7 protein-coding genes are annotated in these 12050 nt (G+C 74.7%); 5 read left to right on the top strand and 2 right to left on the bottom strand.

The features are described from left to right. Window positions 1-279: 279 nt before the first annotated feature. Window positions 280-1671: an MFS transporter gene (locus E7744_RS11655; protein ID WP_137774259.1), complete on the bottom strand. Its 1392-nt coding sequence runs from the start codon at window positions 1669-1671 to the stop codon at window positions 280-282. A 43-nt stretch (window positions 1672-1714) separates the two neighbouring features. Between E7744_RS11655 and E7744_RS11650 the strand changes: the two genes are divergently transcribed. The 4 genes from E7744_RS11650 (at window position 1715) to E7744_RS11635 (ending at window position 9142) form a co-directional block, all read left to right on the top strand. Next, on the top strand, window positions 1715-3445 hold the full coding sequence (locus E7744_RS11650) for a CYTH and CHAD domain-containing protein (RefSeq protein ID WP_168199811.1): 1731 nt from the start codon (window positions 1715-1717) through the stop codon (window positions 3443-3445). A gap of 140 nt (window positions 3446-3585) precedes the next feature. Next, a complete protein-coding gene (gene purH, locus E7744_RS11645; protein ID WP_137774257.1) occupies window positions 3586-5364 on the top strand; it encodes a bifunctional phosphoribosylaminoimidazolecarboxamide formyltransferase/IMP cyclohydrolase in 1779 nt (592 codons plus the stop codon). A gap of 100 nt (window positions 5365-5464) precedes the next feature. Next, window positions 5465-6838: a wax ester/triacylglycerol synthase domain-containing protein gene (locus E7744_RS11640; RefSeq protein ID WP_137774256.1), complete on the top strand. Its 1374-nt coding sequence runs from the start codon at window positions 5465-5467 to the stop codon at window positions 6836-6838. A 69-nt stretch (window positions 6839-6907) separates the two neighbouring features. Continuing rightward, window positions 6908-9142, top strand: coding sequence for an NADP-dependent isocitrate dehydrogenase (locus E7744_RS11635; RefSeq protein ID WP_137774255.1), 2235 nt, complete (start codon window positions 6908-6910; stop codon window positions 9140-9142). Between the two features lie 152 nt (window positions 9143-9294). On the opposite strand, the gene E7744_RS11630 is transcribed toward E7744_RS11635, so the two are convergent. Further along, window positions 9295-9789: an Hsp20/alpha crystallin family protein gene (locus tag E7744_RS11630; RefSeq protein WP_137775022.1), complete on the bottom strand. Its 495-nt coding sequence runs from the start codon at window positions 9787-9789 to the stop codon at window positions 9295-9297. Between the two features lie 322 nt (window positions 9790-10111). Here E7744_RS11630 and E7744_RS11625 point away from each other — a divergent pair, with 322 nt between their 5' ends. Beyond that, window positions 10112-12043 (top strand): heavy metal translocating P-type ATPase, encoded by a 1932-nt coding sequence (locus E7744_RS11625; RefSeq protein WP_137774254.1) that lies wholly within the window; start codon window positions 10112-10114, stop codon window positions 12041-12043. Window positions 12044-12050 lie beyond the last annotated feature (7 nt).

The raw sequence follows: 12050 nt of genomic DNA, 5'->3' as shown, positions 1-12050 counted from the left end.
ACCCCTCCTGGGTGGTGTGATGGAGCCCGGCCGCGGCTCGGCCGGACCGTCCCACCCTCCGGGATCCGGGTTTCCCCGAGGCCACGCCCAGGTGTCCGCCGGGGGTTCCCCGGGCGACGCCACGCCCACGGATGGTTGACCACTCAACCTCTCCCCGTCGCCCCGCACCCCGCACCCCGCTTTGCGGGCACTAACCACCGGTGGGTATTGCCCTCGAAGCGGGGGGGGGGCACCGGCATGGGGACGTCCCGGTCCCCGCGGGGCGAGAGCGTCGCGAGGTCAGGAGGCCTCCGTGACCTCCAGCTCGCGCCCCTTCGTCTCCGGGGCCATGGCCGCCATCACCGCCACGGCGCCCACCACGAGCACGCCCGTCACCACGAACGACCAGACCAGGCCCAGCGCCGGCACGAGCCAGGCGACGAACAGCAGCGGTCCCACCCCGGCGGCGATCCGGGACACCGCGGAGGCCCAGCCGAAGCCCGAGCCGCGCAGCTCGGTGGGGTAGAGCTCGGAGACGTAGGCGTAGAGCACCGGGATGGCCACCTGGACCACGAAGCCGAAGGCCAGCACGAGCGGCAGCACGGCCGGCGGCACGCCGAGCAGCGCGGCGAGGACGGCCAGCAGGAAGGAGGCGACGGCGGCGGTCAGCCCCAGCAGCCACTTGCGGCCGGTGCGCTCCACCAGCCAGGCGGCCACGACCACCCCGAGCAGGCCGACCGCCGCCATGGCCCCGGTCATGATGAAGGCCCGGGATTGCTCGTAGCCCGCGTCGATGAGGAAGGTCGGCAGCCACTGCAGGGCGATGTAGTAGACGAGCATGATCGTGAAGAACAGGCCCCACGCCACCACGGTGACCCGCCACGAGTACCGCCACAGCGCCGTGAGCTGCTCCCCGAGCGCGGCGACGGTCAGCGGCCGCGGGGCCGGGACGGGCGGCAGCACGTAGTCGCGCACCGGCTCCCCGGTGCGCCGGACCATCTCGTCGATCACCGCCCGCGCCTCGGCCTCGCGGCCCTGCTGGATGAGGAACAGGGGGGACTCCGGCACCAGGAGGCGGACGAGGAACACCAGCAGGGCCGGCAGCACCATGGCCAGCAGGGGCAGGCGCCAGTCGCCCCACGTGGCCACCAGCCACGCGGACAGGAAGCCGCAGGCCGCCGCCCCGATGGGCCACCAGCCGTCCATCGCGGTCAGCACGGTGCCGCGGTGCCGGCGGGGGGTGAACTCGCCCACGAGCGCGTAGTCCACCGGGATGCAGCCGCCCAGGCCGAAGCCGGCGAGGAACCGGAACAGCACGAACCAGCCGATGTCCCCGGTCAGCGCGCCGGCCAGGGTGAACAGGGAGAAGACGAGCAGGGTCGCGGCGAACGCCCGCTTGCGGCCGATCCGGTCCGCGACGGTGCCCCAGACGAACGCGCCGAGCGCCATGCCGATGAGGTTCGCGGTGCCGATCCACGCCGCCTGGCCCGCGGAGAGGCCCCACTCCTCACGCAGCAGCGGGATGAGCACGCCGTTGAGGGAGACGTCCCACGCGTCGAACATGAACCCGAGCCCGCCGACCAGGAACACCCGGCCCTGGGTGTTCCACCGCCAGGGCAGGTCCTGGACGATCTCCTCGCCCGTGGGCAGGGTGGGGGCCGGGCTGGTGCCGGGGATGCTGCTGGGGCTCATCGTCTCTTCCTGGCCGGGACGCCGTGTCTGGGATCATGGTCCCATGAGCAATGGCGTCCACGTGGAGATCGAGCGGAAGTACGACGTCGACGGGCAGGTCTCCCTGCCCCGGCTCAATGGCGTGGCCGGCGTGGCCCAGGTCCGGTACCGTCCGCCGGTGGCCCTGGAGGCCGTCTACTTCGACACGGCGGACCGGGCCCTGGCGGCCAACCGCGTGACGCTGCGCCGCCGCACGGGCGGGCCGGACGCCGGCTGGCACGTCAAGGTGAAGTCCGGCGAGCACCGGCTGGAGCTGCACTCGCCGCTGGGCCCGGACGACCGCGGTGCGGACCTGTCCACGCCGGAGTCGGTGGAGGTCCCCGAGCACATCCTGGACCTCGTCCGCGTGCACGTGCGCGGCCGGGTGCTCGTGCCGATCGCCCGGCTCAACACCCTGCGCTCGGTGGTGGACCTCGTGGACGGCCGCGGCCGGCGGCTCGCGGAGGTCTGCGACGACCAGGTGGCCGCCATGGCGGTCGGGTTCCGCGCCGAGTCCCGGGTGCAGCACTGGCGCGAGTGGGAGGTCGAGGTGGTGGACGCCGCCCTGCTGGACTCCGCCCTGCAGCCCCGCGAGGTCGCCGCCCCCGCCGACGAGGCCGCCCGGGAGGGCGCCCCCGGCGCGGGGACGGACGCCGGGACCGCCGCCCGCCCCGCGGCCGAGGCGGCCCCGGGGGCCACGACGTTCCTGGACGCCGTCGGGACCGTCCTGCGGGAGGCCGGCGCCCGGCCCTCGCCGTCCGGGTCCAAGGTGGAGAAGGTGGTCGGCCGGGTGGCCGACCCGCTGGACCCGCACGGCGCGGACGCACCGGACGGGACCGCCCCCGGGCTGCAGGCCGTGCTCACCGGGACGGTGCGCACGCAGTTGCGGGTGCTCAAGGGCTGGGACCCGCTCGTGCGCCGGGACGTGGAGGACGCCGTCCACCAGTTCCGCGTGGTCTGCCGCACCCTGCGCTCGACCCTGCAGGCGTACGCCCCGCTGCTCGATCCCGAGGCCACGGCGGCGGTGGACCGGGACCTGCGGGACCTGGGCCGGCTGCTGTCCGTGGCGCGGGACGCCGAGGTGGTCCGGGACCAGGTCGACGAGCGGATGGCGGCACTGCCCGGCGGGGCGTCGGGGCCGGTGGCGTCCCTGGTGCCGGCCAGGGCCGTGAAGCGCCTGCGCCGCGCCAAGGCCGAGGAGTACGCCGCCGCACACGCCCGGCTGCTGAAGCGCCTGCGCACCCCCTGGTACTTCGGCGTGCTGGACCGCCTGGACGCCTTCGCCCGCGAGGTCCCGCTGCGCCCGGGCCTGGACGCGGCGCGCGCCGCCGACGCCGCGGGCACCCTGGAGCCGCTGGCCGCCGAGCAGGTGGACGCCGTGCTGGCGCTCGCCGCCCGCGCGGCGGCCGAGGAGGACCCCGCACAGCGGATCGAGCTGCTGCACGAGGTGCGCAAGGAGGCCAAGCGCCTGCGCTACGCCGTCACGGCGGTGCAGGACGCGACCGGGCTGGACCTCGGCGCCCACCTCGGGTCGCGGATGAGGACCGCGCGCAAGCTCCAGGAGGCCCTCGGGACGCACCGGGACTCCCTCATGTTCCAGGAGCACGTGCTGGCCACCCGGAAGCGGGCGAAGCGGGCGGGGGAGGACACCTTCGGCTACGGGGTGCTGTACGCCGCCGAGCTCGGGCCGCAGCGGCGTGCCGAGAAGAAGGCCCGGAAGCTCGTGGAGCGGCTCTCGCAGGCGCCCGGGGACTGACCCCGGCCGGGGGAGCGCCGCGGCCGTCATCCCGGCCGGTCCCCGCACGTCCCGCCCTACACTGGATGCGGCGTCCGGCCCGGCCGGCGCCGTCCCGCACACCCCCGGCACGCCGGCCCGACGCCCCCAGGAGCACGCCAGTGACCATCCAGCTCGACCGGGTCCCGCTCAAGCGGGCCCTCATCTCCGTCTACGACAAGACCGGGCTGGAGGAGCTGGCCACCGGGCTGCACTCCGCCGGCGTGCAGATCGTCTCCACGGGGTCCACGGCCCAGCGCATCGCCGCCGCCGGCGTCCCGGTGACCGAGGTGTCCGAGGTGACCGGCTTCCAGGAGTGCCTCGACGGGCGCGTGAAGACCCTGCATCCCATGGTCCACGCCGGCATCCTCGCCGACCGCCGCCGCGAGGACCACGTGGCCCAGCTCGAGCAGCTCGAGGTCCAGCCCTTCGACCTGGTGGTCGTGAACCTGTACCCGTTCGTGGAGACCGTGCGCTCCGGGGCCGGGCAGGACGAGGTCGTCGAGCAGATCGACATCGGCGGCCCGTCCATGGTCCGCGCCGCCGCCAAGAACCACCCCTCCGTCGCCGTCGTCGTGGACCCGGCGAAGTACGGGGAGGTCGTCTCCGCCGCGCAGTCGGGCGGCTTCGACCTCCGGACGCGGCGCCGGCTCGCGGCCCTGGCCTTCGCCCACACCGCCGCCTACGACAACGCGGTCGCCTCCTGGACGGCCGCCCAGTTCGAGGGCGAGGACCAGCCGGCCTCCGCCGGTGACGCCGTCGCCGCCGCCGAGCAGGCCGCCGGGAGCCCCGCCGTGACGCCCGGCGCCCCGGTCTTCCCGCCCTACGCCGGGGTGACCCTGCAGCGGGCCGAGACCCTGCGCTACGGCGAGAACCCGCACCAGAAGGCCGCCCTCTACGTCGAGGACGGCGCGGCCCCCGGCATCGCCCAGGCCGAGCTGCTGCACGGCAAGCCGATGAGCTACAACAACTACGCGGACGCGGACGCCGCCCTGCGTGCCGCCTACGACTTCGACCAGCCGGCCGTGGCGATCGTCAAGCACGCCAACCCGTGCGGCGTGGCCGTGGCCGCCGAGGCCCCGGGCCCGGTCGGCGAGGGGAACGACCCGATCGCCGAGGCGCACCGCAAGGCCCACGCGTGCGACCCGGTCTCCGCGTTCGGCGGGGTCATCGCCGCCAACCGCGAGGTGAGCGCCGGCATGGCCGCCACCGTCAAGGACATCTTCACCGAGGTGGTCATCGCCCCCTCGTTCTCCGCCGAGGCCGTGGAGATCCTGTCCGCGAAGAAGAACCTGCGCCTGCTGCGCCTGCCGGAGGGCTACGCGCGCGACGCCGTGGAGTACAAGCAGGTCTCCGGCGGCATGCTGCTGCAGTCCCGGGACGCCCTCGACGCCGCCGGCGACGACCCGGCCACGTGGACCCTCGCCGCCGGCCCGGCCGCGGACGAGGCCACCCTGGCCGACCTCGCCTTCGCGTGGCGGGCCGTGCGCGCCGCCAAGTCCAACGCCGTCCTGCTGGCCTCCGGCGGGGCGACCGTGGGCGTCGGGATGGGCCAGGTCAACCGCCTGGACTCGTGCCGCCTGGCGGTCGAGCGCGCCAACACCCTCGGCGCCGCCTCCACCGGGGCGCAGGAGGTCGGCGCCGGCGGGGCGGAGATCACGACGGCGGGCGGGGCGGAGAACGTCTCCGGCACCGGGGCGCCGGAGCGCGCCCGCGGGGCCGTGGCCGCCTCGGACGCGTTCTTCCCGTTCGCGGACGGCCTGCAGATCCTCATCGACGCCGGCGTCCGCGCGGTCGTGCAGCCGGGCGGCTCGATCCGCGACGAGGAGGTCGTGGCCGCGGCCGAGGCCGCCGGGATCACGATGTACCTCACGGGGGCGCGGCACTTCTTCCACGGCTGAGCCCTCCCCCGCGGTGGGGCCGTTGCCGGCCCGGCCGCCGGTCCCGCGTCGCCGTCCGCCGGACGGCGACGCGGCGGGCGTGCCCCGTTAGCGTGTGGCCATGCGCGCCACCGACGCCCGCCTGGCCCCGGCCGACGAGGCGAACCTCGTCCTCGACCACCCCGGACAGGTCAACGTCTTCCTCGTGGCCGTCGAGCTGGGCCCCGGCGGGGCCGTTCGCGGCGACGGCACCCCGGACCCGGCGGCGGTCCGCGCCGTCCTCGCGGAGCGGGTGGCCGGGATCCCCGAACTGGGCCGCGCCCTCGTGCGCACCGGGCGTCACCACCACTGGCGGCCGGTCGACCCCGACCTCGAGCACCATGTCCGGCTGCTGGCGCCGGTCCACGGACGGGCGGGCCTGGAGGCGCTGTGCGGGGACCTCATGGCCACGCCCCTCGTGCGGGACCGGCCCCCGTGGGAGGTCCTCCTGGTCGCCGGCGTGGCGGCGGGGCGCGCGGCGGCCGTGCTGCGCATCCACCATGCGGTGGCCGACGGGATGGGCGCCGTGGCGATCGCGCACCGATTGTTCGACCCCCCGCAGCCCCCGGCGGACGCGCCGCCGGCGGCCGGTTCTCCGGTGGAGCGCACCATGGGGCGCGGCGGTCCGGGGCCGGGCCCGGTGGCCGGGGCAGCGCCGCGTCGCCGCCCGGGACGGGCCCTCGCGAGGTGCCTGCGCGGCCTCGTCCGCACGGGACGGACCCTGGCCGCCCGCGGGGTGGGCCCCACCCTGCTCCTCGGGGCGCGGGGCCCCCGGCCGGCCGTCGCGTTCCTCGAGGCCGACCTCGCCGGACTCCTGGCCGCCGCCCGCGCGGCCGGCGCGACCGTGAACGACGTCCTGCTGTCCGCCGTCGCGGTCGGGCTCCGCGCGGCGCTGGCCGAGGCCGGGGAGCGGATCCCGGACCGGTTGCCGGTGTCCGTTCCCGTGGCGCTGCACCGCCACGGACCCGCGCGCAACCAGGTGGGGGTCATGCTCGTCCGGCTGCCGCTGGGGCGGATGGAGCCGGCGCGGCGGCTGGGCCTGGTCGCCGCGCAGACCCGGGTGGCGAAGGCGGCGGCCCGGGAGCAGGGGACCCTGGAATTCATGCGCGGGCCGCTGGGAGCCCGCGTCATGGACCGCCTGGCCCGGCGCCAGCGCCTGGTGGCCGGCTTCGTGACCAACGTCCCCGGCCCGTCCCGGGCGCTGCGGCTGGCCGGTGCCCCCGTGACCCGGTTGTGGCCCGTGCCGGCGCTGTCCGGCAACGTGCGGGTCGCGGTGGGGGCGCTGTCCTATGCCGGCCGGCTGTCCTGCAGCGTCCACGCCGACGCGGACCACGTCCCCGTCGATGCCGTGGTCCGCGCCATGGCGGGCGAGCTGGCGCGCTGGGACGGGACGGGGGCGGGCCCCGCCGGGACGGGGTCACCGGGACGGTCGCCGGGGGCCGGTCCGGTAGATTAGGGCCGGATTGACCCATCAGTACGACAGTGGGCTGCGCCCATCCGCGCGCCCCGGAGGAGACCACGCTTCATGTCGAAGATCATCTACACCTTCACCGACGAGGCCCCCATGCTGGCCACCGGTTCGTTGCTCCCGCTGGTCCAGGCCTTCGCCTCCACCGCCGGCGTGGAGATGGAGACGCGCGACATCTCGCTGGCCGGGCGCATCCTGGCCGCGTTCAACGACGTGCTGCCCGAGGACCAGCGCGTGGAGGACGCCCTCGCCGAGCTGGGTGAGCTGGTCAAGACCGACGACGCCAACGTCATCAAGCTGCCGAACATCTCCGCCTCCGTGCCGCAGCTCAAGGCCGCGATCGCCGAGCTGCAGGCCGACGGCTACGCCCTGCCGGACTACCCGGACGAGGCGGCCACCCCGGAGCAGAAGGACGCCCGCGCCCGCTACGACAAGGTCAAGGGCTCGGCCGTGAACCCCGTGCTGCGCGAGGGCAACTCCGACCGCCGCGCGCCCCAGTCCGTGAAGAACTTCGCGCGCAAGCACCCCCACTCCATGGGCGCCTGGTCGGCCGACTCCAAGACCACGGTCGCCTACATGAAGCGCGACGCCTTCTTCCACAACGAGAAGTCCGTGGTGATCCCCGAGGACGGGACCATCCGCATCCAGTTCGTGGACGGCTCCGGCGAGACCACCGTGCTCAAGGACGACTTCCCGGTGCTGGCCGGGGAGATCGTGGACGGCACCTTCATGTCCGCCAAGGCCCTGGACGAGTTCCTGGCCGCGCAGGTCAAGCGCGCCAAGGAGGAGGGCGTGCTGTTCTCCACCCACCTGAAGGCCACCATGATGAAGGTCTCCGACCCGGTGATCTTCGGCCACGTGGTGAAGGCCTACTTCCCGAGCGTGTTCGAGAAGTACGGCGCCGAGCTCGCCGCCGCCGGACTGAGCGCCAATGACGGGCTCGCTGCCATCCTCTCCGGACTGGACGCCCTGGACCCGCAGGTGGCCGAGGGCGTGCGCGCCGAGATCGAGGCCGGCTACGCCAACGGCCCGGACCTGGCCATGGTCAACTCGGACAAGGGCATCACCAACCTGCACGTGCCCTCGGACGTGATCGTGGACGCCTCCATGCCGGCGATGATCCGCTCCTCCGGGCACATGTGGAACAAGGACGGCCAGGAGCAGGACACCCTCGCGGTGCTGCCGGACCCCTCCTACGCGGGCATCTACCAGGTGGTCATCGACGACTGCAAGGCCAACGGCGCCTACGACCCGACCACCATGGGGACCGTGCCGAACGTGGGCCTGATGGCCCAGAAGGCCGAGGAGTACGGCTCGCACGACAAGACCTTCATCCTCGAGGAGGCCGGCACCGTCCAGGTGGTGGACGGCTCGGGCGCCGTGCTGATCGAGCACCGGGTCGAGGCCGGTGACATCTGGCGCGCCTGCCAGACCAAGGACGTGCCGGTGCGCGACTGGGTCAAGCTGGCCGTCACCCGTGCCCGCGCCTCCCAGACCCCGGCCGTGTTCTGGCTGGACGAGAACCGCGCCCACGACGCGAACCTCATCGCCAAGGTCCGGCAGTACCTCACGGAGCACGACACCGTGGGGCTGCAGATCGAGATCATGGCCCCCCCGGAGGCCACGCACTTCACCATCGACCGCCTGCGCCGCGGCCAGGACACCATCTCCGTGACCGGCAACGTCCTGCGCGACTACCTGACCGACCTGTTCCCGATCCTCGAGCTGGGCACCTCCGCCAAGATGCTCTCGATCGTGCCGCTGATCAACGGCGGTGGGCTGTTCGAGACCGGCGCCGGCGGCTCCGCCCCGAAGCACGTCCAGCAGTTCCTCGCCGAGAACCACCTGCGCTGGGACTCCCTGGGCGAGTTCCTCGCGCTGGCCGTGTCCTTCGAGCACGAGGCCGTGGCCAACGGCAACGCCCGCGCCCAGGTCCTGGCCGACACCCTGGACCGCGCCACCGGAACGTTCCTGGAGGAGGGCCGCAATCCCTCGCGCAAGGTCGGGGAGATCGACAACCGCGGCTCGCACTTCTACCTGGCGCTGTACTGGGCCCAGGAGCTCGCCCGCCAGTCCGAGGACGCGGACCTCGCGGCCAGCTTCCGGGACATCGCCGCGAAGCTCGCCGAGAACGAGCAGCGCATCATGGAGGAGCTGAACTCGGTCCAGGGCGCGCCGGTGGACATCGAGGGCTACTACAGCCCGTCCCGCGAGAAGGTGTCCGAGGCCATGCGCCCCTCGGCCACGCTGAACGGCATCGTCCAGGAGATCGTGGACCGGCTGGCCGTGTGATGCGCGGCCGGTCCCCGCAGCGTGCGGGGACCGGCGCACGGGCGGCCGGCCGCTGGGCCGGACACCCCAGAGGATGCCCCGTGGGGCCCGGACCCGGGCCCCACGGGGCATTCGTCGTCCCGGCGCCGGGACGACGCTCGGGCAGGGAGGGGTCAGCCGTTCGGGTCGACCTGCGGGCCGCCCTGCTCGACCTGGCCCTGGACGGTGTCCTCGGAGTGCCTCGCCCGGATGGACTCGCTGCCGTTGCCGGTGGCGACCTTGATCTTGCGCGGGTGGGCCTTCGGGGACATCGGGATGGACACCTTCAGGACGCCGTGGTCGTAGGTGGCCGCGATGTTGTCCAGGTCCACGTCCTGGCCGAGGTTCAGTTGGCGGACGTAGCTGCCGTACTCGCGCTCACGGGTGATCCACTGGACGCCCTCGCGGTCGTTGACCACGGGCTTGCGCTCCGCGCGGATGGTCAGCAGCTGCCCGTCCACGTCCACGTCCACGGACGAGGGATCGACGCCGGGCAGGTCGGCCTCCACGACGTAGGTGTCGCCGTCCTTGTAGAGGTCCATCGCCATCTGGCGCAGGCCCCGGCCGCTGGTCAGCAGCTGCCCGGCCAGGCGGTCGAGTTCGCGGAAGGGATCGATTCGAGTGGCCATCATGCTCTCCTGGTTCGTTGCTCACGGGCGGACAAGGTAGGTGGACGGCCCGTCTCCGGACCGTGCACCCAGTACAACACGAGAGACCTGAGTGCTATTCACTCAAGTCTGTGAATCTCAGGAAACTCCCAGCTTCTGACGCCGAGTCCCCGGTCCCGCCCCGGTCCGGCGCCCACCGCCAGCGTGCCGTGGCGCCCCGGCGGGGGCAAGGATCCGCCGCCCCGGGACGGGGTGGCCTCGGCGTGCTGGAACCACCCCCCTCCCGCGAGGAGAATGGGGCCGAGGGACGCCGTCGACGGCGCCGGGGGAGCCGAGGAGGGCCATGAAGACGTGGGGAGCCATCCGGTCCTACCCGTGGGTCTCGCTCACGCTGCTCGCGCTGGCCGTGGTGCTCGCGCTCGAGTCCTCGGGCCAGTCCGGGCCCGCACGCTGGGTCGCGACGGCCTTCGGGGCCGCCGTCGGGCTCTGGGTCTCCGTGGGCATGGTGCGGGACCTGCTGCGCGGGCACTGGGGCGTGGACGTCCTGGCCGTCACCGCCATCGCGGCCACCCTCCTGGTCGGGGAGTACATCGCCGCGCTCGTGGTGTGCCTGATGATCACCGGGGGCGAGGCGCTCGAGGACTTCGCCGCCGGCCGGGCCCGGAAGAACCTCTCCGCCCTGCTGGAGCGGGCCCCGCAGGCTGCCCACCGGCTGCTGCCGGACGGCGCCGCGGAGGACGTCCCCCTCGAGGCCGTCGAGGTCGGCGACCGCCTGCTCGTGCGCCCCGCCGAGGTCGTCCCGGTGGACGGGCTGCTGGCCCCCGGCCCCGACGGGCGGGTGGTCGAGGCGGAGTTCGACGAGTCCTCGCTCACCGGGGAGTCCCTGCCCGTGCTCCGCCGCAGCGGGGACGAGGTCCTCTCCGGGGCGCTCAACGGCCAGCAGGCCGTGGTCCTGGAGGCCACCGCGCGCCCGGCGGACTCCCAGTACGCCCGGATCCTGGCGCTCGTCCAGGAGGCCGCCGGCTCGCGCGCCCCGCTCGTGCGGCTGGCGGACCGGTACGCCGTGCCGTTCACGGTGGTGGCCTACCTCATCGGCGGCATCGCGTGGTGGGCCTCCGGGGACCCCGTCCGCTTCGCCGAGGTCCTCGTGGTCGCCACCCCGTGCCCCCTGCTCATCGCGGCCCCCGTCGCGTTCCTCGGCGGCATGTCACGGGCCGCGCGCAACGGCGTGATCGTCAAGTCCGGCGGCACCATCGAGGCCCTCGGCTCCGCCCGCACGGTGGCCTTCGACAAGACGGGGACCCTGACCTACGGCCGCCCCGAGCTGCTGGACGTGCGCCCGGCCCGCACCCCGGCGGGCGGGGAGGTCCTCACCGCCCGGGAGCTGCTCCGGCTGGCCGGCTCCGCCGAGCAGTACTCCGTGCACGTGCTCGCCGACTCGATCCGTGCCGCCGCGGAGGACGGCGGGCTCGGGCTGCTCACCGCCACGGAGGCCGGCGAGGTCGCCACGCACGGGGTCACGGCCCTGCTCGGGGGCCGGCGGGTCATCGTGGGCAAGCCCGCCTACGTGCGCCGGCACGCCCCGGGCCTGGTCCCGGCCGAGCTGCGGCCGGGCGAGTCCGCCGTCTACGTGGGGGTGGACGGCGTCTTCGCGGGCACGCTCATCCTCTCCGACCGGCTGCGCGCCAACGCCCCGGCCACGCTGGCCGCGCTGGACCGGCTGGGCGTGCACAGCCGGATGATGCTCACCGGGGACGCCGAGGCCACGGCCCGGTACGTGGCCGACCAGGCCGGGATCACCGAGGTGCACGCCGAGCTGCTGCCCGAGGACAAGGTCCGGATCGTGCGGCAGGCCGCCCCCGGTCCGGTCATGATGGTGGGCGACGGCGTCAACGACGCCCCGGTGCTGGCGGTCGCCGACGTCGGGGTCGCCATGGGCGCGCGCGGGTCGACCGCCGCCTCCGAGACGGCCGACGTCGTGGTCATCCGGGACGACGTCTCCCGGGTGGCGGTCGCCGTCGCGGTGGGCCGGCGGACCCTGCGGGTGGCCCGCGAGTCGATCTGGACGGGCATCGCCCTGTCCCTGGTGCTCATGGTGGTCGCCGCGTTCGGCCTCATCCCGGCCGTCGCCGGCGCGCTGTCCCAGGAGCTCGTGGACGCCGTGGCGATCCTGAACTCGCTGCGGGCCATGCGGCCCGGCCGCCACGAGGGCGTCGACGCCGGCGTCCTGGTGGACCGCACCGCCGCCGAGCCGGCGGACGCCCGGGCCGGCTGAGGCCCGG

This window comes from Citricoccus sp. SGAir0253 (assembly GCF_005877055.1).
Lineage (GTDB): Bacteria > Actinomycetota > Actinomycetes > Actinomycetales > Micrococcaceae > Citricoccus.
The sequence above is the reverse complement of the archived record's forward strand: the minus strand, read 5'-3'. Positions and strand labels throughout refer to the sequence as shown.

Excerpts from the sequence above, each read along its gene's own strand:
- E7744_RS11640 (WP_137774256.1), top strand. The coding sequence starts at position 5,465 with ATGCGCGCCACCGACGCCCGCCTGGCCCCGGCCGACGAGGCGAACCTC.
- E7744_RS11650 (WP_168199811.1), top strand. The coding sequence starts at position 1,715 with ATGAGCAATGGCGTCCACGTGGAGATCGAGCGGAAGTACGACGTCGAC.
- E7744_RS11635 (WP_137774255.1), top strand. The coding sequence starts at position 6,908 with ATGTCGAAGATCATCTACACCTTCACCGACGAGGCCCCCATGCTGGCC.
- E7744_RS11630 (WP_137775022.1), bottom strand. The coding sequence starts at position 9,789 with ATGGCCACTCGAATCGATCCCTTCCGCGAACTCGACCGCCTGGCCGGG.
- E7744_RS11625 (WP_137774254.1), top strand. The coding sequence starts at position 10,112 with ATGAAGACGTGGGGAGCCATCCGGTCCTACCCGTGGGTCTCGCTCACG.
- E7744_RS11655 (WP_137774259.1), bottom strand. The coding sequence starts at position 1,671 with ATGAGCCCCAGCAGCATCCCCGGCACCAGCCCGGCCCCCACCCTGCCC.